The sequence below is a fragment of the Phenylobacterium sp. genome, assembly GCF_041920015.1.
In the GTDB taxonomy this organism is placed as follows: domain Bacteria; phylum Pseudomonadota; class Alphaproteobacteria; order Caulobacterales; family Caulobacteraceae; genus Phenylobacterium.
Genome location: NZ_JAYRST010000002.1, coordinates 24,242 through 46,578, shown reverse-complemented (window position 1 = coordinate 46,578; position 22,337 = coordinate 24,242). Strand labels below are relative to the sequence as shown.

21 protein-coding genes are annotated in these 22,337 nt (G+C 69.8%); 16 read left to right on the top strand and 5 right to left on the bottom strand.

Features of this window, described 5'->3' with window-relative positions:
* The first annotated feature begins 2 nt into the window (after positions 1-2).
* Positions 3-2,927, top strand: coding sequence for an endoglucanase (locus tag ACE3TL_RS00830; protein WP_374576764.1), 2,925 nt, complete (start codon positions 3-5; stop codon positions 2,925-2,927).
* 11 nt (positions 2,928-2,938) lie between these two features.
* On the top strand, positions 2,939-3,748 hold the full coding sequence (locus ACE3TL_RS00825; RefSeq protein WP_374576763.1) for a transporter: 810 nt from the start codon (positions 2,939-2,941) through the stop codon (positions 3,746-3,748).
* On the opposite strand, the gene fliP is transcribed toward ACE3TL_RS00825, so the two are convergent.
* Both fliP and ACE3TL_RS00815 read right to left on the bottom strand, forming a co-directional pair.
* Entirely contained in the window at positions 3,745-4,542 is a 798-nt protein-coding gene (gene fliP, locus ACE3TL_RS00820) for a flagellar type III secretion system pore protein FliP (protein ID WP_374576762.1), read from the bottom strand. The two genes, ACE3TL_RS00825 and fliP, sit on opposite strands and share 4 nt — an antisense overlap.
* Positions 4,535-4,816 carry a hypothetical protein gene (locus tag ACE3TL_RS00815; RefSeq protein ID WP_374576761.1) on the bottom strand — a complete coding sequence of 94 codons (282 nt, stop codon included), beginning with the start codon at positions 4,814-4,816 and terminating at the stop codon, positions 4,535-4,537. The genes fliP and ACE3TL_RS00815 overlap by 8 nt, the downstream gene beginning before the upstream one ends.
* 121 nt (positions 4,817-4,937) lie before the next feature.
* Here ACE3TL_RS00815 and flgB point away from each other — a divergent pair, with 121 nt between their 5' ends.
* From flgB to ACE3TL_RS00765, 10 genes are all read left to right on the top strand, one after another.
* Complete coding sequence (flgB, locus tag ACE3TL_RS00810) at positions 4,938-5,387, top strand: flagellar basal body rod protein FlgB (protein WP_374576760.1); 450 nt, start codon at positions 4,938-4,940, stop codon at positions 5,385-5,387.
* 10 nt (positions 5,388-5,397) lie between these two features.
* Positions 5,398-5,817: a flagellar basal body rod protein FlgC gene (flgC, locus tag ACE3TL_RS00805; RefSeq protein ID WP_374576759.1), complete on the top strand. Its 420-nt coding sequence runs from the start codon at positions 5,398-5,400 to the stop codon at positions 5,815-5,817.
* 11 nt (positions 5,818-5,828) lie between these two features.
* Entirely contained in the window at positions 5,829-6,137 is a 309-nt protein-coding gene (gene fliE, locus ACE3TL_RS00800; RefSeq protein ID WP_374576758.1) for a flagellar hook-basal body complex protein FliE, read from the top strand.
* Between the two features lie 57 nt (positions 6,138-6,194).
* The gene (locus ACE3TL_RS00795; protein WP_374576757.1) at positions 6,195-6,962 is read left to right on the top strand and encodes an ATP-binding cassette domain-containing protein; all 768 of its coding nucleotides are present in this window, start codon (positions 6,195-6,197) and stop codon (positions 6,960-6,962) included.
* The gene (locus ACE3TL_RS00790; protein WP_374576756.1) at positions 6,959-8,503 is read left to right on the top strand and encodes a glycine betaine ABC transporter substrate-binding protein; all 1,545 of its coding nucleotides are present in this window, start codon (positions 6,959-6,961) and stop codon (positions 8,501-8,503) included. Before ACE3TL_RS00795 ends, ACE3TL_RS00790 begins: the two co-directional genes overlap by 4 nt.
* Before the next feature lie 77 nt (positions 8,504-8,580).
* Positions 8,581-8,844 carry a flagellar biosynthesis protein FliQ gene (fliQ, locus tag ACE3TL_RS00785; RefSeq protein WP_183773444.1) on the top strand — a complete coding sequence of 88 codons (264 nt, stop codon included), beginning with the start codon at positions 8,581-8,583 and terminating at the stop codon, positions 8,842-8,844.
* 19 nt (positions 8,845-8,863) lie between these two features.
* Positions 8,864-9,619 carry a flagellar biosynthetic protein FliR gene (fliR, locus tag ACE3TL_RS00780; protein WP_374576755.1) on the top strand — a complete coding sequence of 252 codons (756 nt, stop codon included), beginning with the start codon at positions 8,864-8,866 and terminating at the stop codon, positions 9,617-9,619.
* A gap of 3 nt (positions 9,620-9,622) precedes the next feature.
* The gene (gene flhB / locus ACE3TL_RS00775) at positions 9,623-10,708 is read left to right on the top strand and encodes a flagellar biosynthesis protein FlhB (protein WP_374576754.1); all 1,086 of its coding nucleotides are present in this window, start codon (positions 9,623-9,625) and stop codon (positions 10,706-10,708) included.
* A gap of 79 nt (positions 10,709-10,787) precedes the next feature.
* Positions 10,788-12,854: a cell cycle histidine kinase CckA gene (gene cckA / locus ACE3TL_RS00770; RefSeq protein WP_374576829.1), complete on the top strand. Its 2,067-nt coding sequence runs from the start codon at positions 10,788-10,790 to the stop codon at positions 12,852-12,854.
* 50 nt (positions 12,855-12,904) lie between these two features.
* Positions 12,905-13,828 carry a mechanosensitive ion channel family protein gene (locus ACE3TL_RS00765; protein WP_374576753.1) on the top strand — a complete coding sequence of 308 codons (924 nt, stop codon included), beginning with the start codon at positions 12,905-12,907 and terminating at the stop codon, positions 13,826-13,828.
* Here ACE3TL_RS00765 and ACE3TL_RS00760 read toward each other — a convergent pair.
* Both ACE3TL_RS00760 and ACE3TL_RS00755 read right to left on the bottom strand, forming a co-directional pair.
* Positions 13,825-15,033 carry an NAD(P)/FAD-dependent oxidoreductase gene (locus ACE3TL_RS00760; protein ID WP_374576752.1) on the bottom strand — a complete coding sequence of 403 codons (1,209 nt, stop codon included), beginning with the start codon at positions 15,031-15,033 and terminating at the stop codon, positions 13,825-13,827. The genes ACE3TL_RS00765 and ACE3TL_RS00760 overlap by 4 nt on opposite strands.
* A 39-nt stretch (positions 15,034-15,072) precedes the next feature.
* The gene (locus ACE3TL_RS00755) at positions 15,073-15,456 is read right to left on the bottom strand and encodes a hypothetical protein (RefSeq protein WP_374576751.1); all 384 of its coding nucleotides are present in this window, start codon (positions 15,454-15,456) and stop codon (positions 15,073-15,075) included.
* 150 nt (positions 15,457-15,606) lie between these two features.
* Between ACE3TL_RS00755 and ACE3TL_RS00750 the strand changes: the two genes are divergently transcribed.
* From ACE3TL_RS00750 to ACE3TL_RS00740, 3 genes are all read left to right on the top strand, one after another.
* Positions 15,607-17,397, top strand: a complete 1,791-nt coding sequence (locus ACE3TL_RS00750) for a DEAD/DEAH box helicase (protein WP_374576750.1) — start codon at positions 15,607-15,609, stop codon at positions 17,395-17,397.
* A gap of 77 nt (positions 17,398-17,474) precedes the next feature.
* A complete protein-coding gene (locus ACE3TL_RS00745; RefSeq protein ID WP_374576749.1) occupies positions 17,475-18,203 on the top strand; it encodes a TVP38/TMEM64 family protein in 729 nt (242 codons plus the stop codon).
* A 56-nt stretch (positions 18,204-18,259) separates the two neighbouring features.
* Complete coding sequence (locus tag ACE3TL_RS00740) at positions 18,260-19,276, top strand: NADP-dependent oxidoreductase (protein ID WP_374576748.1); 1,017 nt, start codon at positions 18,260-18,262, stop codon at positions 19,274-19,276.
* A 7-nt stretch (positions 19,277-19,283) separates the two neighbouring features.
* Here ACE3TL_RS00740 and ACE3TL_RS00735 read toward each other — a convergent pair whose 3' ends face one another.
* A complete protein-coding gene (locus tag ACE3TL_RS00735; protein WP_374576747.1) occupies positions 19,284-20,297 on the bottom strand; it encodes a fatty acid desaturase in 1,014 nt (337 codons plus the stop codon).
* A gap of 192 nt (positions 20,298-20,489) precedes the next feature.
* On the opposite strand from ACE3TL_RS00735, the gene ACE3TL_RS00730 reads away from it, so the two are divergent.
* Positions 20,490-22,337: a DUF885 family protein gene (locus ACE3TL_RS00730; protein ID WP_374576745.1), complete on the top strand. Its 1,848-nt coding sequence runs from the start codon at positions 20,490-20,492 to the stop codon at positions 22,335-22,337.

Here is a 22,337-nt window from a genome sequence, read left to right as displayed (position 1 = left end):
GAATGAACCTGCGCCAGGCCCTGCGGTCGAGCGTCGCGGCGATCACCATCGCCAGCGTCGCCGCGCCTGCGGGCCTGGCCGCCCCCGCCACCGAAGCAGCGCCTCGCGGCGTCCAGGTCCGCGTCGCCCAGGCCAAGGACTTCTCGCGCATCGAGATCGCCGGCCGCGCCGTGGTCCGGCGCGAGGGGCAGACCCTGGTCCTGCGCCTTGGGCAAGGCGCCGCGCCGGACATCACCCGCCTGAAGGTCGCTCCGCCCCGCTGGCTGAAGTCGGCGCAGACGCGGTCGGTCGCCGGCGGGCTGGAACTGGTCCTGACCCTGGACGACGCCGCCGACGCCAAGGTCGGCGCGGCCGACGGCGCGACCTACATCAATCTCTTCGAAAAGCCGCCGGCCGCGGCCCCGCCCGCCCAGGCCGAGGCTGCGGCGCAGGCCCAGGACGCTCCGCCCCGGCCCAACCCGATCCCCGCCGGCGGGGTGGTGCGGATGGAGACCAAGGTCGGCGCCGGCCAGGTCCAGCTCGTCTTCCCCTGGGCCAATCCGGCCGGGGCGGCGGTGTTCCGGCGCGGCGGCGCGGTCTGGGTGGTGTTCGACGCGCCCGCGACGCTTGACGTTTCCAGGGCGCCGCGCGGCTTGCGCCAACTGACCCGGATGGGCGCGGTTCGCGGCGCGGACTATGCGGCCGTTCGTATCGATTCTCCGACCGGCACGCCGGTCTTCGCCCAGTCCCAGGGCGCGACCTGGACCATCACCCTGGGCCCGGGCGCGCAGGTGGAGCCGGCGACCCAGATCCGCGTCGTCCGCGACCAGGCCGGCGGTCCGGCCGGGCTGAAGGCGGCGGTGGCCGGGGCGACCAGGGTCGTACGAGTCGCCGATCCGGTGGTGGGCGACACCTTGTCGGTCGTCACCGCCCTGGGGCCGGCCAAGGGCCTGCCCTCGCGCCGCGAGTTCGTGCAGATGGCCCTGCTGCCCTCGGCTCAGGGCCTGGCGGCCGAGGCCTATATCGACGACCTGGCCATGAGCCACGACGGCGACCTGGTGCAGATCGGCCGCCCGTCCGGCCTGACGCTGTCGCCGGCCTCCACCACGGTCGAGCGGGCCGAAGCGACCCTTGGGGCGCCGCAGGCGGCCGGCATGCCCGGCCTGATCGACTATCGCAACTGGCCGAAGACCGGCTCCGGCGGCTTCCTCGCCCGCTACAACGCCCTGCTGGCGGCGGCCAACGACGAGGCCGCGCTCGGGCGCGACGCGCCCCTGGCCGCGCGCATGTCCCTGGCCCGTTTCCTGGTCGGTTCGGAGCTGTCCTACGAAGCGATCGGCGTGCTGAACGAGGCCGCCCGCCGCAATCCGCAGGTGCTGGACGATCCGGAGTTCCGCGCCCTGCGCGGCGTCGCCAAGGTGATGGCGCGCCGCTACAAGGAGGCCCAGGCCGACTTCTCGGTGGCGATCCTCTCCGACGATCCTTCGGTCGCGCTCTGGCGGTCCTACGCTGCGGCCCAGTTGGATCAGTGGCCCGAGGCGCGCGCGCAGTTCGGAGCGGGCGCAGAGGCGTTCAATCAGTTCTCGCCGGTCTGGAAGGCGCGCTTCGCCCGCTCGGACGCCCTGGCGGCCCTGGCGCTGGGCGACCTCAACGGCGCGGAAGCCCGCATCAAGCTCGCCCTGATGGACAAGACCGATCCGGTCGAGGAACTCCAGACCCGTCTGGTCCAGGCCGAGGTGGTGGAGGCCATGGGCCACAAGGACAGGGCCTTGCGCATCTATGCCGCGGTGTCGCGCGCGCCCATCGACTCGATCTCGACGCCTGCGACCCTGAAGGCGACCAAGATCCGCCTGGAGCTGGGCAAGATCACGCCGGTCGATGCGGCCAACACCTTTGCTGCGCTCCGCTATCGCTGGCGCGGCGATGCGGTCGAGCTGGAGACGATCCGCGCGCTGGGCCACCTCTATCTCGGCCAGGGCCGGTATCGCGAGGCGCTGGAGGTCTTGCGCGGGGCCGGTACGCGCTTGCCGAACCTTCCCGAGTCCGTGCGCCTGCAGGCCGATCTGGCCGCCGCGTTCCGAGGACTCTTCCTCGACGGCGCCGCCGACGGGCTGGAGCCGGTCCAGGCCCTGGCCCTGTTCTACGACTTCCGCGATCTGACCCCGCTGGGCGCCGATGGCGACCTGATGGTCCGCAAGCTGGTCCGCCGGCTGGTCGACGTCGACCTGTTGGACCAGGCCGCCGAGCTTCTGAAGTATCAGGCCGAAAATCGCCTGGACGGGGTGCCGCGCGCCCAGGTGGCGACCGATCTGGCGCTGATCTACCTGATGGACCGCAAGCCCGAGCAGGCGTTGATCGCCATCAACGCCTCGCGCACCACCATTCTGCCTACGGCGCTGAACGCCGAGCGGCGGCTGGTCGAAGCCCGCGCCCTCAGCGATCTCGGCCGCTACGACCACGCGCTGGAGGTGCTCGATCGCGACGCCGGCCGCGACGCCCAGGACCTGCGCGCCGAAATCTACTGGAAGCAGAAAGGCTGGGCCCAGGCCGCGGCCCTGTTCGAGAAGAGCCTGGGCGATCGTTGGAAACAGACCGGCCCCTTGAGCGCCGAAGATGAAGGCAAGCTGCTTCGCGCCGGCGTCGCCTACAGCCTGGCGGGCGACGATGCGGCCCTGGCGCGGATGCAACAGCGCTATTCTGGCTTCTACGACCAGGCCCGCAACCCGGAGGCTTTGCGCGTCGCCCTGACCGGGGTCCAGCAAGGCCAGCTCAGCGTCGGCGACTTCGGCCGCGTCACCGCCGACAACGAGGCGTTCGCCGGCTGGGTCGCCAAGATGAAGACCCGCTTCCGCGACAAGCCGGCGCCGCTGGGGCCGCCGACCCCGCCGGCCGAGGCCGCCAAGCCCGCGCCGAAACAGGCCAGCGCCGCGACGGCCGGGCGGGGGTAAGGAAGACACCCATGCGTCCGACCCTGAAAGTTCTCGCTCTCGGCGCGGCCTGCGTGGCCGGCTCCGCGCAAGCCCAGGATCGCGAGGGCCTGCGGGATTTCTGCCCCGACCGACCGGGCAAGGGTTCGCCGTCCTGCGTGCTCGACGCCGGCGTCTTCCAGGTGGAATTGGGCGCGGTGGAGGCCAGCTTCCAGCGTGCTGGGCCAGGTTCGAGCGAGACCTATGCGATCGGCGACCTGGCGCTGCGCCTTGGCCTGACGCCGACCCTGGAAGGCCAAATCGCCTGGACGCCCTATGCCGAGACCCGCTCGCACGCCGGCGGGGCGACGAGCCGCACATCCGGCGTCGGCGACCTCACCTTCGTCCTGCGCAAGTCGTTGCGCAATCCCGACGGCTCTGGCGTTTCCGTCGCCCTGCAACCCTTCGTCAGCGCGCCGACCGGCAAGCGCGGCGTGGGGGCGGGCGGCTGGCAGGGCGGTCTGATCGCGTCGATTTCCGCGCCCCTGACGCAGGAGGTCGCGCTGGGCCTCGCGCCGGAGGTCGACATCGTCCGCGACGCTGACGGGCGCGGAACGCACCTGGCCTGGTCGCTGGCCGCCGGTGTGAGCCGCCAGCTCGGACCGGTGACGCTGGGCGCCGAGCTATGGGGCGCGATCGACGACGATCCCGCGGGCGAGCTTCGCCAGGCTTCCGTCGACCTGACCCTGGCTTGGACGCCGCCGGGATACGAGGACCTGCAGTTCGACTTCGGGGTCTATGGCGGCTTGACCGCCGACACGCCCGATCTCGAGGTCTCGGTCGGCGCCTCGCGCCGCTTCTAGCCGCCGCCGACCCCGCGCTGGAAGCTTTCGACCAGACTGCCGGCCACCAGCCGCCAGCCGTCGACCAGTACGAAGAAGATCAGCTTGAAGGGCAGGGAGACGATCACCGGCGGCAGCATCATCATCCCCATGCTCATCAGCACGCTGGCGACCACCAGGTCGATGACCAGGAACGGGATGAACAGCAGGAAGCCGATCTCGAAGGCCCGCTTCAGCTCCGAGATCATGAAGGCGGGGGTGACGACGGTCAGCGGCGTGTCCTGGGCCGTGGCCGGGCGCTGGATCTTCGAGAGCCGGATGAAGAGGGCGAGGTCTTCCTGGCCCACCTGGCTCAGCATGAAGGTCTTGACCGGGGCGGCGGTGGCGTCGAAGGCGGCTGGCAGCTCCATCTGCTGGTCCATCAGCGGCTTGATGCCGTCGTCGTAGGACTTCTGGAAGGTCGGGCCCATGACGATGGCGGTCAGGAACAGGGCCAGGCTGATGATCACCGCGTTGGGCGGACTCTGCTGGAGGCCCAGGGCCGTGCGCAGCAGGCCCAGCACGACCACGATCCGCACGAACGAGGTGGTCATGATGACTATGGACGGCGCCAGCGACAGCACCGTCAGCAGCCCGACCAGTTGGACGACGCGCTCGGAGAGGCCCGCGCCGGTCCCGAGGTCGACATTGATCGCCTGGGCGAGGGCCACGGCCGGGAAGATCAGCGAGACCAGGGTGGCGGCGGCCGAGAGGCGCGCGGCCCTGCGCCAGTCTTCGGCATGATCCTGGAAGAGGGCCTTGAAAACCTTACGCATGGGCGTCCGTTCCAGGCTTGGCGGCGGCCGTCAGCACCCGTCCCTCGCCGAGCAGCAGCAGCGTCTCCTGGCCGTCGAACGAGATCACGACCAGGCGCCGCGAAGGGTCGAGGATCAGGGTCTCCACCACCGCCAGCCGGCGCTCCTTCTTGGTCGGAACCAGGCGCGCCAGGGCGTCTGGCCCGAAGCGGCGCAAGGCTACGGCTCCCAGGCCGACGAGCCCCAGGGTGAGCGCCAGGGCGAAGACGGCGCGAAGGAATTCGGACAGGTCCATGCCGGATTTCGAAAGGGCCGGATTTCAAAAGGGGGTGACGCGACTCGTGCGCCCGTTGGCCCTGGAGTGCGCCTGAGGGTCTTAAGGCGCGGTTAACCCTGTTTGTTCACCATTCCGGGCCATGGACCTGAACGAGATTCCGCTGTTTGCGATGCTGAAGGGGCGGCTGGGCCACCTTGGCGAGCGCCAGCGCCTGATCTCGCAGAACGTCGCCAATTCCGACACGCCCGGCTATACGCCTGGCGACCTCAAGCCCTTCACTTTTCAAGCCAAACTACAGGCGGCCCAGGCTTCGACCACGGCCCAGGCTTCGACCACGGCCCAGGCTTCGACCACGGCCCAGGCGGTCACGCAGCCGGGGCACATGACCCCGGCCTCGCAGCACCGCTCGCCCTACAAGGCGGTGAAGACCAAGGACTCCGAGACCACGCTCGACGGCAATTCCGTCGTGCTGGAGGAGGAGATGCTGAAGATGACCGAGGCGCGCATGAACTACGACGCGGCCATCAGTTTCTATCAGAAGTCGCTGGCCATGCTGCGCCTGGCGTCCCGCTCGCCGGGCCGCGGCTAGGAGGTTATAGATGGCGGACATCAAGCCCACCTCCGGCGCACCCCAGGCCATCGCCGTCACCGCCCTGCGCGCCCAGCAGGCGCGGATGCGGGTCATCGCCGAGAACATGGCCAACGCCAATTCGGTGTCGCGCCAGCCCGGCGGCGATCCCTATCGCCGCCAGATCCCGGTGTTCACGCCCTACAAGACCGACGGCGGCCAGGGGGTGCGGGTCGCCCGCGTCGAGCCCGACCGCAAGGACTTCCGCAACGTCTACGACCCCAGCCATCCCTCGGCCGACGCCAAGGGCTATGTGAAGCTGCCCAATGTCGATCCCCTGGTCGAGGCCCTCGACATGAAGGAGGCGCAGCGCGCCTACGAGGCCAACCTCAACGTCATCGAAACCGCGCGGTCCATGGAGCAGCGCACCCTCGATATCCTGAAGAAATAGGCGCCTGAGCCATGATGACCGCGCTTGCCGCCGCCAAGGCCTACGCCGCCACCCAGAACACCGCCATCGCGCGTCCGGCCGCCCCGGCCCAGGACGAGCAGGGCCTCGACTTCGGCGCGGTGCTGAAGTCGGCCATGGGCGACGTGATGCAGAACACCAAGGCGGCCGAGCACCAGATCGCCGCCCAGGCGGCCGGCAAGGCCGAACTGATCGACGTGGTGACGGCGATCTCCGCCGCCGAGGCCAGCCTGGAGACGGTGATGGCCGTCCGCGACCAGGTGATCAACGCCTATCAGGAAATCATGCGCATGCCGATCTGACGGCGCGCAGGCGAGCCGGGGGTTCCACTTCCACCCTCCCGTGTTACGCCTAGGGGCATGTCGGCGATCGAGCTTTCGGCCATCGAGAGGCGCTTCGGGACCCACCGCGCCCTGGCGGGCGTCGATCTCGCCATTCCGACCGGGCAGTTCGTGGCGCTGGTCGGCGCCTCCGGCTCGGGCAAGACCACTCTCCTGAAGACCATCAACGGCCTGGTCGCGCCGGACGCGGGAACGGTGCGCGTCGAGGGCGTGGACGCGCGCAGCCTGCCGCCGCACGACCTGCGCCGGCGGATCGGCTACGTCTTCCAGGAGGTCGGGCTGTTTCCTCACCTCAGCGTGGCCGAGAACATCGCCGTCACCCCGCGCCTGCTGGGCTGGGCGCCGGCCAGGATCGCCGCGCGGGTGGACGAGTTGCTCGATCTCGTCGCCTTGCCGCGGGATGTGGCGCGCCGCTCGCCAGCCCAGCTTTCCGGCGGCCAGCGCCAGCGGGTCGGTGTGGCGCGGGCGCTGGCGGCCGAGCCGAAGCTGATGCTGATGGACGAGCCGTTCGGCGCGCTCGATCCCCTGACGCGCGATGCGCTGGGCGCCGACTACCGAGCCCTGCACGAGGCGCTGGCCCTCACCACGGTGATGGTCACGCACGACATGGCCGAGGCGATCCTGCTGGCTGACCGGATCGTCGTGCTGGAGGCGGGGCGCGTCCTCGCCGACGGGCCGCCGCACGAGTTGACGGGGTCCGACCAGCCGCAGGCGGTGCGCGAGCTGCTGGAGGCGCCGCGCCGGCAGGCCGAACGGCTGCGCGCGCGATTGGGCGGGGCGGCATGAACGCGCGGATCGCCCAGGCCTTCGCCTTGCTGCCGGACTATCTGGCCTGGCATGTGCTGTTGAGCTTCTGCGCCCTTGCGCTCGGCCTGGCCGTCAGCTTGCCGCTGGCGGTGGCGGCGAGCCGCAGCCCGCGCCTGCGCTGGCCGCTGCTGGCTTTCGCCGGCTTCATCCAGACCATCCCCAGCCTGGCGCTGCTGGCCCTGTTCTATCCGGTGCTGCTGGGCCTCTCGGCTGCGAGCCAGGCGGTGTTCGGCAAGGGCTTCTCCGCGCTTGGCTTCCTGCCCTCGCTGCTGGCGCTCACCCTCTATTCGATGCTGCCGATCCTGCGGACCGCCACGGCCGGCGTCCTGGGCGTCGACCCGGCGGTGCGCGAAGCGGCCGACGGCGTCGGCATGACCTCGCGCCAGAAGCTGCTGCAGGTCGAGCTGCCGCTGGCCATGCCGGTGATCATGGCCGGCGTGCGGACCGCTGCGGTCTGGACCATCGGGGCGGCGACGCTCTCGACCCCGGTCGGCCAGACCAGCCTCGGCAACTACATCTTCGCCGGTCTGCAGACCGAGAACTGGGTGTTCGTGCTGTTCGGCTGCGCGGCCTCGGCGGTGCTGGCCCTGGCGGTCGACCAGCTTCTCGGCCTGATCGAGATGGGCGCGGCGCGGCGTCGGCGCGGCCTGGTCGCGTTGGGGGCGGCTTTGCTGGCGCTCGGTGCAGCGGGGGCGATCAGCCCGCTCTGGGCGATCGGCAAGCCGGCCAGCTACGTGATCGGGGCCAAGAACTTCTCCGAGCAATACATCCTGGCCGAACTGATGGCCCAGCGGCTGGAGGACGGCGGCGCCAGGGTCTCGCGCAAGGAGGACCTGGGCTCGGCGGTGGCCTATCGCGCGCTCGCCGCCGGGGAGATCGACGCCTATGTCGACTATTCCGGCACGCTCTGGACCAATGTGCTGAAACGCCAGGACAATCCGGGCCGCGCCGCCGTGCTGGCCGAGTTGACCTCGGAGTTGAAGCGCCGCGACGGCGTGGTCGTGCTGGGATCGCTGGGGTTCGAGAACGCCTACGCCTTCGCCATGCGGGCCGACCGGGCCCAGGCGCTGGGCGTGGCCAGCCTCGCCGACCTCGCCCGCCAGGCGCCGCGCCTGACCCTGGGCTCGGACCTGGAGTTCCTGTCGCGGCCGGAATGGAAGGCGGTGGACGCCGCCTACGGCTTCCACTTCAAGGCCCAGCGCTCGTTCCAGCCGACCTTCATGTACCGCGCCCTGGCCGGCGGCGAGGCCGACGTCATCTCGGCCTTCTCCTCCGATGGCCGGATCGCCGCCGACCGGTTGATCGTGCTGTCCGACCCCAAGGGCGCCTTGCCGCCCTATGACGCGGTGATCCTGGTTTCGCCCAAGCGGGCGGGCGATGCGCGCCTGCTGGCGGCGTTGCGGCCCTTGGTGGGCTCGATCTCGGTCGAGGCCATGCAGGCGGCGAACTTCAGCGTCGATCGGGACCGCGACAAGGCCACGCCGGGCGAGGCGGCGAGGGCGCTGGCGGCGGGGCGGTAGCCCTTCGTTAACCATGACTGGGCAATTTTGACCTAGCTGGCTTCCAGCGTTCCACGCGTACCTCGAAAGGCCATCCGATGAGCGGCGCCGAAGTTCTGGACGTCGGTCGCGACGCCATCTGGCTCACTATCCAGCTTTGCGCGCCGGTGCTGATCGTTGGCCTGGTGGTGGGGGTCGGCGTCGGCCTGATGCAGGCCCTGACCCAGATCCAGGAAGCGACCCTGGTCTATGCGCCGAAGATCGTGGCGATCTTCCTGTCGCTGCTGCTGTTCCTGCCGCTCATGGGCGCGCTGATGAGCGGCTTCATGCGCCAGATCGCCGCCCGCATCGCGGCGATGTGACGGGCGCAGCGGCCCGTCCATGGAAAGCTACGCCGCCGCCTCCCAGGTCTACGCCGCCGGGCTGATCTTCGCCCGGGTGGGGGCGATCCTGATGCTGCTGCCCGGCTTCGGCGACACCAGCGTGCCGCCGCGCATTCGCCTGTCGCTCGCCTTCCTGATGGCCTTGATGCTGATGCCGGTGGTCGCCAAGGGCATGCCGGTTCCCGGCGAGGTCTCGGGCGTCGCCGGCGCGGTGATCAAGGAACTGCTGATCGGGCTGATGATCGGGGCGATCCTGCGGATGATGCTGTCCTCGCTGGCCACGGCGGGCGAGATCATCTCGATCCAGACGACGCTCGCCTTCGCCCAGACCGCAGCGCCCGGCCAGGCGCAGCCCTCCACGACCCTGGGCACCTTCCTCACCCTGATCGGCGTCACCCTGATCATGGCGACGGATCTGCACCACATGTTCCTGGCCGCGATCGTCAGGTCCTATTCGATCTTTCCGTTCACACGGCCCATCGAGATCTCCGACGGCGCGCAACTGGCCATCCAGACCGTAGCGGGGGCGTTCCGCCTGGGTCTGCAACTGGCCGCGCCGGTCGTGGTGTTCTCGGTGATCTTCAACGTCGCCGCCGGCCTGGTGGGGCGGGTGATGCCGCAGTTCCAGGTGTTCTTCGTCGTCACTCCGCTGATCGTGCTGCTGGGGCTGTCGATCTTCGCCCTCAGCCTGGGGGTGATCGGCATGGTGTGGGTCAACCGCTACCGCGAGCTGGTCTCGCAGTTCCTGGGCTAGGCCATGGCCGACGAACAGGACGCAGCCTCCAAGACAGAAGAGGCGACACCCCAGAAGCTCCAGAAGGCGCGCGAGAAGGGGGATGTCGCCAAGACGCCGGACCTGGCGATGCTGGCCTCCTTCGCGGGCGCTGCGGCGGTGATCGCCATCGCCGGCGGCTGGATGTCGCGCCATCTGGCGAGCGAGCTGCTGCCGTTCATCGCCCATCCGGACGAGTTCGACCTGAAGGCGGGCGGTCTGGATGTCGCCGTCCATGCCGCGCGCGCGGCCGCGCCCGTGTTGCTCGCCGTACTGGCCGTCGCGTCCCTGATGGGAGCGGCCGGAAACCTGGTGCAGACCGGCCTGCTGTTCAGCCCGGAGAAGATCAAGCCGGACTGGAAGAAGCTCTCGCCGATGAGCGGCCTCAAACGCATCCTCGGCCCCGACGGCCTGATGCAGTTCGTGAAATCGCTGGCGAAGGTGGCGATGGTCGGCTGGGTCGGATGGGTGGTGATGAAGCCCTACATCCACCCGTTGAGGGAGCTGGCCGCCCTGGACCCGGCGGCGATGCTGCCGCTGATGATCGAGATCCTGCGCAAGCTGGTCTTCGCCACCGCCGCCCTGATGCTGGTGATCGCCGGCCTCGACTGGTTCTGGCAGCGCGCGCGCTTCCTCAAGCGTATGCGGATGACCAAGGAGGAGCAGAAGGAAGAGTTCAAGAACGCCGAAGGCGATCCACACGTGAAGGCCAAGCGCCGGCAGATCGCCATCCAACGCTCGCGCAGCCGCATGATGGCCGCGGTGCCGAACGCGACCATGGTGATCATGAACCCGACCCACTATGCTGTCGCCCTGCGCTACGAGGCCGGCGACACCGCTGCGCCCCAGTGCGTGGCCAAGGGCATGGACGCCCTAGCGCTGAAGATCCGCGCCGTGGCCGAAGAGCATGACGTGCCGGTGATCGAGGACCCGCCGCTGGCGCGGGCGCTCTACGCCGCGGTCGAACTGGACGACTTCATTCCGCCCGCCCACTACGAAGCGGTCGCCAAGCTGATCGGCTTCATCATGCAGAGCAGCGCGCGCGTGGCCGCAAGAGCCCGCAACCATTAAGATTTTTCGTGAGAAGATTTCGGTGACTGATTCGTCGGAGGTTCGCGCCTCCTCGTTCGAAATCCATCGGGACCGCCGCATGGCCCAAGTGAAGACCCAGGATCGCGCCCGCCGCTTCGACCCGATCACGGCGATGGCCGTGCTTTGCTTCCTGGCTGCGGTCGGGTTCGCGGCCGTGCCCGCGTTCAACGCCGGGCCGGCGACGCGTGCGGGACTGATGTTGCTGATCGGGCTGTTCGGCGTCGCATGCCTGGGCCTCTTCGCCCTGCGCAGTTCGACCGAGGCGGTAAGCGCCAGCGAGCCGGGCGCCGACCAGGTCGTGGACGCTCTCACCGAGCCGGCGGCGATCGCGGCCGCGGACGGCCGCATCCACGCGGCCAACGCCGCCTGGCGCACGCTGCTGGGCGCGGCGGCGCGTTTGCCCAAGGGCGGGCCTTCGGCCGCCAGCCTGTTCTCGGCCCTCACCGCCGCCCGCCGCGGCGAGACGGCGCAGGCCTCGATCCGCAACAATGGCGCGGAGCACTCGGCCACGGTGGCGCCGATCGGCGAGCGCCGTTTCCTGGTGCGTCTGAACGAGCCGAGCCAGCTCGCCCTGCCGCCGGCCGCCGCCGAGGTCCTGCAGGCGTTCAACAGCGCCGGACCGCCGCCGCCCAAGGTGCTGGACGCCTTCGCCGCCGCCTCGCCCTTCGGTGCGGCGCTGCTGGACGGGGACGATCCGTTCGCTGCAACCATCGTCGAGGCCAACCCCGCCCTCTCGGCTGTGGCTGGCGGCGGCGCGGCCGGTGCGGTGTTCGGCGATCTTATAGAGCCGACTTCCCGCGCCGATGCAGCCCAGAAGCTGGCCGGCGGCCATGTCGGCGCGCTGGAGGTGCGGCTGGCCGCCGATCCGGCCCGTATCGCGCATCTCTATCTGTCGAAGACCGGCGGGCGCTGGGTCGCCTATCTGGTCGACGTTTCCGAGCAGAAGCAAATCGAGCTGCAGCTCTCGCAGAGCCAGAAGATGCAGGCCATCGGCCAACTGGCCGGCGGCGTGGCCCACGACTTCAACAACCTTCTGACCGCGATCTTCTTCCAACTCGACGTGCTGGCCCAGCGCCACCCGGTCGGCGACCCGTCCTATGAGGGGCTCAACGAGATCCGGTCGACCTCGGCCCGCGCCGCCGACCTGGTGCGCAAGCTGCTGGCCTTCTCGCGCAAGCAGACCGTGCAGAGAGAAACCCTCGACCTCGGCGAACTGATCAGCGAATCCGAGGTGTTGCTGCGCCGAGTGCTCTACGAAGACGTGAAGCTGGAGACCGAGTACGGCCGCAACCTGCCGCACGTGCGCGCCGACCGCAGCCAGATCGAGACGGCGGTGATGAACCTGGCCGTCAACGCCCGCGACGCCGTGCGCGCGCATGGCGGCGGCGTGGTCCGCATCCGCCTGGCCCGGCTGACCGAGCAGGAGGCGCACGCCGCGGGTCATCCGGCCGCCAAGGGCGACCAAGCCCTGATCGAGGTGTCGGACGACGGTCCCGGCATTCCGCCCGAGGTGATGGACAAGATCTTCGACCCGTTCTTCACTACCAAGCCGGTGGGCGAGGGGACGGGCCTCGGCCTCGCGACGGTCTACGGCATCGTCAAGCAGTCGGACGGCTGGATCAGCGTCGCCTCGCGTCCCGGCGAAGGCGCGGCCTTCCGGATCTTCCTGCCGGTCCATGTGCCGAGCGCGGCGGCGCCGGCGCCTGAGCCGGCGGCGGCCAAGGCGCCGCCCAAGGCCCGCGACCTGTCCGGCGCCGGCCGCATCCTGTTCGTCGAGGACGAGGACGCCGTGCGCGGGGTGGCCGCCAAGCTGCTGCGCGCCCGCGGCTACGAGGTGATCGAGGCCGGCTCGGGCGAGGAGGCCCTCGAACTGGCCGAGCAGCACGCCGGGGAGATCGACCTGATGATCTCCGACGTGGTCATGCCCGGCATGCAGGGGCCGGACCTGCTCAAGCACGCCCGCGTCTATCTGGCCGGCGCGCCGGTGATGTTCATCTCCGGCTATGCGGAGGCCGAGTTCTCGAACCTGCTGGAGGGCGAGGAAAACATCTCCTTCCTGCCCAAGCCGATCGACATCAAGACCCTGGCCGAACGGGTGAAGCAGGAACTCCAGAAGGCCGCCTAACGTTTGTTGCGGATTGGCCGGGGCGGGGGCGTCAATGCTAGACGGCGGACATGCAGGGATTTGAACGCGAGATCGCCAGCCGTCTGAACCAGACGGTCTCGGCCGACGAGAACGTCCTCCACAAGTTCATCGACGCGGCCGGCGACCTGGCGGTGAACCTGGTGGTCGCCGTGCTGATCCTGGCGGTGACCTGGTGGGCGGCGGGCTGGGCCTCGCGGCTGGTGCGTCGCCTGATCGCCCGCGCCCACCGCGGCGGGCCGCCGGACGTGACGCTGCAGGGCTTCGCCGGCTCGGCGGCGCGCTATCTGGTGATCATCGTCGGCCTGATCGCGGTGCTGCAGCAGCTCGGCGTGCAGGCGACCTCGATCCTGGCGGTGCTGGGCGCAGCCTCGCTGGCCATCGGCCTGGCCTTGCAGGGCACGTTGAGCAACGTGGCGGCCGGGGTGATGCTGCTGCTGTTCCGGCCCTATCGCGTGGGCGATGTGATCCAGGTTTCGGGTCACACCGGCACGGTTCGCGCCCTGGATCTGTTCATCACCGAGCTGACCACGCCGGACAACCTCAAGGTCGTGTTGCCCAACGGCAAGATCTTCGGCGATGTGATCGTGAACGTCAGTTATCACAGCCGCCGCCGCGTCGATGCGGTGATCAAGGTGGACTTGAAGCGCGACGTCAGCGCGCTGATGGCGGCGTTGCGGGCGCGGGCGGAGGCCAATCCCCTGGTGCTGCGCGACCCGCCGCCATCCGTCGACCTCACCTCGATGTCCGAAGCCTTCGTCGAACTGACCGTCCACGCCTGGGCCGAGACGGGCGATGTCGGGGCGGTGAAGGCCGACCTGATGCTGGCGGGACGGCTGATCGCCGACGGCGCGGAGGAGCACCTGCCCAGCCTGCCCGAGGCGCGACAGGCGCCGGCCAAGGCTCCGGCCAAGCGGCGCGCGTCTCTCCGCGACCGGTTGAAGGCGCCGGACTAGGCTTTGAGCAGGCTCCGCGCGGCCCAGGCGCCGGTGGCGAAACAGGCTTGCAGCAGGTAGCCGCCGGTCGGCGCTTCCCAGTCGAGCATTTCCCCGACCGCATAGACGCCGGGCAGGGCTTTCAGCATCAGGCGCTCGTCCAGGTCGCCAAGCGTCACGCCGCCGGAGGTGGATATGGCCCGCTCCAGCGGGCGTGGCGCGGTGAGGCGGATCGGCGCGGACTTGATCGCCCGCGCCAGGGCGCCGGGATCGCGCGGAAGGGCCAGGCCGTGGGCTTCGCGCAGCAGGTTCGCAGCCAGGGGCGAAAGGCCGGCGGCCTTGCGCAGCAGGCTGGCGGTCGACTGACCGGGCGCGGCCTTGTGCAGTCGGTCGGTCAGCTTCGGGCGCGTCAGGTTGGGGGCGAGATCGATCTCCAGAATGGCCGGCTCTCCGGCCTCCAGCGCCGCGCGCAAGGCCGCCGACAGGGCGTAGATCGCCCCGCCCTCCAGGCCATAGCGCGCCACCATCGCTTCACCGCGCACGGTGCGGCCCTGGAAGCTCATGGCGATGGTCTTCAGGGGTTGGCCGGCGAAGCGCCCTGCGAAAGCCGGGCTCCACGCCGTCTCGAAGCCGCTGTTGGCCGGGGCGAAGGGCGTGACGGCGACTCCCCTGCCACGTAGGATCGCGGCCCAATCCCCGGTCGAGCCCAGCCTTGGCCAACTGGCGCCGCCCAGCGCCAGGATCGTCGCATCGGCGGCGGCGGCGATCTCGCCGCCTGGCGAGGCGAACAGGAGTTCGCCGCTGGGCGTCCAGCCGCGCCATTCGTGACGCAGGCGCACCTCCACGCCTTGCGAGGACAACCGCGCCAGCCACGCGCGCAGCAGCGGCGAAGCCTTGAGGCTGCGTGGGAAGACCCGCCCGCTGGAACCGACGAAGGTGTCCTGCCCCAGGCCATCGGCCCAGGCTCTCAGGTCGCCCGGGCCGAACGCCTCGATCATCGGGCGCAGACGCTCGGCGGCGGCGCCGTAGCGGGCCAGGAATGCGTCCAGCGGCTCCGAATGGGTGAGGTTCAGTCCGCCACGCCCGGCCATCAGGAGCTTGCGGCCCAGGCTCGGCATGCGCTCATAGACCGTCACCGGCCGGCCCGCGGCGCTGAGGATCTCGGCGGCGATCAGGCCGGCGGGGCCGCCCCCGATGACGGCGACGCGTTTTGCGGAGCTGGACATGGGCTGCTGAGAGCCGCTTCCAGCCCGGAAGTCCAGAGCCTATGGCGCGAAGCTGGAGCGCGCCTTGACGCCCCAATGGCCGTCCTCGCAGGTGATGACATAGATGGAATCGAAGCCGCCGATCACGCTCCCGTCCTTGCGGTAGCGGGTGAAGCGGGTGTCGAGGTGCACCTTGTCCGGCCCGGCGTGGATCACCTCGCGCCGCTCCCAGGCCGAGTGGTCCCAGTCGGACAGCGCGCCGCGCTCGAACATTCCGGGCTGGTGATAGCCGGGCTCGATCAGGGCCAGGGTGTTGGACGCCAGCCGTACGCTCGGAAAGTTGAAGGTCGCCTCGAAGGCGACGACGTCGCGGGCGTTGAAGGCGGTCATGAAGGCGTCGGTGACGGCCATGGCGGCGGCGATTTCGGTTTCGTAAGCGCTCATCTTCCTCTCCATTTTGCGGTAGATTGCCTGCGGCGCTTGCGCCTCGAAAGGCGTTTTCGGCGTTGCAAGGCTTGCGGTTGCGCTCCGCTTGGCCTCTAAGGCGCGCCCCGCGCTGTTTTTTGTGTGTGGCGCGAACCTCTAAGGACGACCATGGCCTTCCCCGACATTCACCCCGCTTTGGCGCGCGCGCTCGCGAGCCAGGGTTATTCCGAACCTACCCCCGTCCAGGCCGCTGTGCTGGCCGCCGAGACGGCCGGCCGCGACCTGCTGGTCTCGGCCCAGACCGGGTCCGGGAAGACCGTCGCCTTCGGCCTGGCGGCGGGACCGACCCTGCTGGAGGATGCCGAGCGGTTCGGCGCGCCGGGCGCCCCGCTGGCCCTGGCCATCGCCCCAACGCGGGAACTGGCTATGCAGGTCGCCCGCGAACTTGGCTGGCTCTATGCGGAGGCCGGCGCCAAGGTCGAGACCTGCGTCGGCGGCATGGACCCGCGCCGCGAGCAGCGCGCCCTGGCGGCCGGCTGCCATATCCTGGTCGGCACGCCGGGTCGCCTGAAGGACCATCTGGAGCGGGGCAATCTCGACCTGTCGAACCTGCGCGTCCTGGTGCTCGACGAGGCCGACGAGATGCTCGACATGGGGTTCCGCGAGGATCTGGAGGAAATCCTCGACTCCTCGCCGGTGAACCGCCGCACCCTGCTGTTCTCGGCCACCATAGCCAGGGACATCGCCGCCCTGGCCAAGCGCTATCAGCGCGACGCCCTGCGCATCGACACCGTGCGCCGCGACGAGCCGCACGGCGATATCGAGTATCGCGCGATCCGCGTGGCGCCGAACGAGGTCGAGCTGGCGGTAGTCAACGTGCTGCGCTTCTTCGAGGCGCCGGGCGCCCTGGTGTTCTGCAACACCCGCGACGGGGTGCGGCACATGCATGCGGCCCTGCGCGAGCGCGGCTTTGCGGTCGTCGGCCTTTCCGGAGAGCTTGGCCAGCGCGAGCGGACCGAGGCGCTGCAGTCGCTGCGCGACGGCCATGCCCGGGTCTGCGTGGCGACCGACGTCGCCGCCCGCGGCCTCGACCTGCCGGACCTGGGCCTGGTGATCCACGCCGACCTGCCGATCAACAAGCCGGCCCTGCTGCACCGTTCGGGGCGCACCGGCCGGGCGGGGAAGAAGGGCGTTTCGGTTCTGCTGGTTCCCTACACCCGCCGCCGCAAGGCCGAGCAACTGCTCGCCTCGGCCGGGGTCGAGGTGCAATGGCAAGGGCCGCCGACGGCCGACGACATCCGCGCCAAGGACCAGGCGCGGCTGCTGGACGATCCGATCTTCACCGAGGAGACCGGCGAGGACGAGGCGAACCTCGCCCGGCTGCTCTTGGAGACACGCAGCGCCGAGCAGGTGGCCGCGGCCCTGATCCGCCTGCACCGCCAGCGCATGCCTGCGCCGGAAGAGCTCTATGACGATGCGCGCATGCGCGACTCCCAAGAGCGCGATCGCGACCGTCCTTTCCGCGAGCGCGGCGAGCCGGCCTTCGGCAAGCCCGAGCGTCTGTCTCCCGACGAGGTGAGCTGGTTCCGCATCAGCGTCGGGCGCGGCAAGAACGCCGATCCCAAGTGGCTGATCCCGATGATCTGCCGCCTGGGTCACATCACCAAGAAGGACATCGGCTCGATCCGCATCTTCGATCGCGAGACCAAGTTCGAGATCGCCAAGACGGCCGAGGCCAAGTTCGCCGAGGCGGTGCGTGCGACGCTGGAGGACGAGATCCGCATCGAGCCCAGCACGCCTCCGGGGACGGGACCGCGCAAGGCCGGAGGCCCGCCGCAGAAGGACGGCCGCCCGCCGTTCCGCAAACCCTTCAAGGGGCCGCCGGGCGCGCCGGGACCCAAGTCGGGCAAGCCGCCGTGGAAGAAGAAGGCCGGAGAGAAGCGCCCCAAGGGCGGCTGATCCCCATCGCCTGGAGAGGGAGCCATCGCGGCTCGGCGGCGTTTGTCCAACTTCGGTGGATGGAAGGCCGGGTGCGGATGACCGACCTCGCGCAAGACCGGCGCCATAGGACCCTGCGCATCGCCGCGCGATGGGTCCCGACCCTGTTGCTGGCGGCGGCCACCGTCGCGCTCTACGCCAGCGGCCTGGCCGACGAGATTTCGCTCGATAGCGTGCAGGCCAACGAAATCCACCTGCGCCAGGAGGTGGCGGCCGCCCCCGTGGCGGCGCTGGTGGTGTTCGTGGCGCTCTATGCGGTGGCGACCGCGGCCTTCGTGCCGGTCGGGCTGGTGCTGATGCTGGCGGGCGGCTTCCTGTTCGGGCCGCTGGTCGGGGCGGCGGCGACCATCGTCGGGTCCACCCTGGGCGCGGTGATGGGCTATCTGGCCGCGCGGTTCGCGGCGGGCGACCGCATCCGCAAGATGCTGGGACGCGGGCGATGGCGTCCGCTATTGGCAGGTTTCGAGCGGGCGCCTTTCAGATACCTGCTGACCCTGCGCCTGGCGCCGCTCAGCCCCTTCGGCCTGGTGAACGTCGCGGCCGGCTGCGCGCAGGCGCCGTTCGGAGCCTATGTGGCCGCGACCCTGGTCGGCGCGGTCCCCTATTCGTTGCTCTACAGCTATCTCGGCTCAGGGCTCGGACGGGCGTTCCTGCGGAGCCGGACGCCCGATGCGAGCGTGCTGCTGCGGCCCGAGGTCGGCCTGCCGCTGCTGGCGCTCGGCGCGCTCAGCCTCGTTTCCATTCGCGTCCGACGGCGGCCCGCATAGACGCCGCCGGCCGGCGGGACCATGATCGCTTCCAAGACGAGGGGGAGGAAGCCGTCATGCCGATCAATCGCCAGTGGGTGCTTCGCAGGCGGCCGGCCGCCGAGGTCACGCCGGAAGATCTGGAACTGGTGGAGGCTGAGCTACCCGAGCTGAAGGACGGCGAGGTGCTGATCCGCAACCTCTACCTTTCCCTCGACCCGACCCATCGCATCTGGATGAGCGACCAGGATCAGTACCTGCCACCGGTGCGGATCGGCGACGTCATGCGCGGCGGGGTGATCGGAGTGGTCGAGAAGTCCCGCGCCGCGAGCCTGCCCGAAGGGGTGATCGTCAATCCGGGCCTCGGCGGCTGGCAGGACTACACCGTCGCTTCGGAGGGCGTCGCCCGCCGCGTGCCGCATCTGTCCGGAGTGCCGCTGACCGCGCATATGAGCGTGCTGGGCGCGACCGGTATGACCGCCTATTTCGGGCTGATGGACATCGGCAAGCCGCAGCCGGGCGAGACGGTGGTGGTGTCGGCGGCGGCCGGGGCGGTCGGCTCCATTGTCGGGCAACTGGCCAAGGCGGAGGGGTGCCGGGTGATCGGCATCGCCGGCGGGCCGGAGAAATGCCGCTGGCTGACCCACGACCTGGGGTTCGACGGGGCGATCGACCACCGCTCGCAGGACATCTCGGCCGAGCTGGCGCGGCTGGCGCCGAACGGGGTGGACATCAATTTCGAGAACGTCGGCGGCGCGGTCATGGACGCGGTGATCGCCCACATGAACACCTTCAGCCGCATGCCGCTCTGCGGGATGATCTCGACCTACAACCGCGAGGGCCCGGTTGCGGGGCCGTCGGACTTCGCCCGCGTGCTGATGCACCGCATCCTCATCAAGGGCTTCATCGTCATCGACTACCTGCCGCGGGCGGCCGAGGCGATGGCCGTGCTCGCGCCGCTGGTGGCCTCGCACCATCTGAAATGGAAGACGCACGTGGTCGACGATCTGGAGAACGCGCTGGACGCCCTGGGCCGGCTGTTCACCGGCGATCACGACGGCAAGCTGCTGGTGCGGATATCGCCGGAGCCTTGAGCCCGATCTAGGCTGCGCGGGGCAGGTGGCGGATTTCGCGGAAGGAGACCAGCTTCTGGCCCGCCTCGTCCCAGAGCGCCAGGCGCGCGTTGCGGAAGCTTTCCCACAGGCCGATGCGGCTGACGTCGCGCAGTTCCGGATGGTCCTTCAGAACCTGCGGCAGCCGATAGAACGGGATGCGCGCCGACAGGTGGTGGACGTGGTGGATGCCGATATTGGCGGTCAGCCAGCGCAGGGGCTGAGGCAGGTCGTAGTGGGAGCTGCCGTGCAGGGCGGCCTCGTCGCGCTTCCAGTCCTTGTTGCGGGCCCAGGCCACGCCCTCGAACTGGTGCTGCACGAAGAACAGCCAGACCCCGATGGTTGCGGCCACGACCATGGTGGTGAAGTTGACCAGGATCACGGGCAGCACGCCCAGCAGCCACATCATCACGCCCAGCGCCACGGCCACCACCGCGGTGTTGCCGAGCGTCGAGAGCCACGGACGCCAGCCCTCCTTCATCAGGCCGATGGGCAGGCGCTGCTGCAGGAAGAAGACGAAGGTGGGCCCAAGGCCGAACATCACCGCCGGGTTGCGGTAGAGCCGGTAGCCGAGCCGGCGGATCGGCGGCAGGGCGAGATATTCCTCGACGGTCAGCATCTCGATCACGCCCAGGCCGCGGCGGTCGAGGTTGCCCGAGGTGGCGTGGTGCATGGCGTGGGTGCGCCGCCAGTAGTCGTACGGCGTCAGGGTGAAGAGGCCGATGACCCGGCCGGTCCAGTCGTTCGCCGCCTTGGCTTCGAAGAACGCGCCGTGGCCGCAGTCGTGCTGGATCATGAACAGCCGCACCAGGAAGGCCGCAGCCGGCACGGCGATCAGCAGGGCCAGCCACCAGTGGCCGGCATGGAACGCGACCCAGCCCAGCGCCCACAGCGCGATGAGCGCAGAACCGGTCAGGGCGAGCTCGAAGAGGCTGCGGCCCAGGTGGGGGCGCTTGTAGTCGGCGAGCCGGCGGCTCCAGTCGGCGGGCTTGGGGTCGGTCACGTGGGGCAGGGTCCGAGCGGGCAGGTGAAAGATAGCTGCCGGGAGATTGCGGCGTCTCTGCGACAATCGATTGAACCGGCGCGATCCCATTACGGAGATTTAACGCCTCGCGCCATGGGCCTCTCTTGCCGCGAGCAAGGCCCTCCCCATAGGGTCCGCGTCACAATGTAACGAATCCGGGGAGGGCGATACATGCAAAACCGTCGTCAACTGCTTCTGTCCGCCGGCGCGCTGGTCGCCCTGGCCGGATGCGCGACCAGGCCGCAGGCGATGGCCGCCGCGCCTGCGGCTGCGCCCACGCCGCCAGCGACCCCGGGGGCGAGCGAGCAGCTCGACGCCTTCCTGGACCGCATTTTCCAGGAGGCGCTGGACGACGGCCCGCAGCTCGTCACCAGCCTCGGTCTCGACAAGGATGGGCGGGCTTCCGCCAAGTTCCGGCTGGACGACGCCTCGTTGGCCGACAAGGCCAGGGACAAGGCGCTCAACACCGCCCAGCTCAAGGCGCTGAAGGCCATCGACCGCAGCCGGCTGAGCGGCATGGCGGGCGTGAACTACGACAGCATCCTCTTCAACCTGGAGACCGCCGAGGCGGCCAACCAGCGCTTCGACTACGGCTATCTCGGCGCGGGCCAGCCCTACATGATCTCGCAGCTCACCGGCTCGTATCAGTCGACGCCGGACTGGCTGGACAACCAGCACCGGATCGAGACCAAGGAAGACGCCGACGCCTACCTCTCGCGCCTGGCCGACTTCGGCAAGGTGATCGACGAGGAGGTCGAGCGGGCCCGCAAGGACATCGGCGCAGGCGTCGTTCCGCCCGATTTCATCATCAGCCGAGCCCTGCCGCAGATGCAGGGAATGCTGACCGCGCCCGAGGCTTCGAGCCTGGTGGCCTCGGTCGCGCGCCGGGCCAAGGAGAAGGGGATCGCCGGGGACTATGCCGGTCAGGCCGCCAAGATCTATGCCGAGAAGGTCGCGCCGGCCCTGGAGCGGCAGATCGCGCTCTTCAAGGATATCCAGGGTAGGGCCTGGCACGACGCCGGAGTCTGGCGCCAGCCGGACGGCGAGGCCTATTACGAGCACGCCTTGCACGGATCGACGACGACGCGGCTGACCGCCGATGAAATCCACAACATCGGCCTGGAGCAGGCCAAGGCGCTGCAATCGCGGGCCGACGAGCTGTTGAAGGGGCAGGGCCTGACCCGTGGCGGCGTCGGCGAGCGCATCCAGGCGCTCTACAAGGACAAGCGCTATCACTATCCGAACACCGATGCGGGCAAGGAGAAGCTGATCGCCGACCTGATGGAGCTGGTGGCGGCGACGACCAAGCGGTTGCCGGACTATTTCGGCGCCCTGCCCAAGGCGCCCTTGCAGATCAAGCGCGTGCCCCAGGCCATCGAGGCCGCCGCGCCCGGCGGCTACTACAACCAGCCCAGCCTCGACGGTACGCGGCCCGGCATCTACTGGCTGAACCTGCGCGACACGGCCGAGTATCCGAAATGGGCGCTGCCGACGATCACCTATCACGAGGGCGTGCCGGGCCATCACCTGCAACTGTCGCTGCAGCAGGAGGCCGACCTGCCGATGATCCGCCGGGCGACCTTCCTGTCGGCCTATGGGGAGGGTTGGGCGCTCTACGCCGAGGAACTGGCCCGCGAGATGGGGGTCTACGAAGGCGATCCGCGCGGGGAGATCGGCTACATCCAGTCCTCGCTGTTCCGGGCCGCGCGGCTGGTGGTCGACACCGGCATGCACGCCAAGCGCTGGAGCCGCGAGAAGGCCATTGAGACGATGAACGCCATCAGCGGCACGCCGACCAAAGCCTCGACCACCGAGATCGAACGCTATGTGGTCTGGCCGGGCCAGGCCTGCAGCTACATGGTCGGCAAGCTGGAGTGGCTGCGCCTGCGGGCCAAGGCGAAGGCCGCGCTGGGCGAGCGCTTCGACATCCGCAAGTTCCACGATGCGGGCCTGCTGTCGGGCGCCATGCCGCTGACGGTCCTGGAAGCGGTGGTGGACCAGCATATCGCCGGGGTTTAG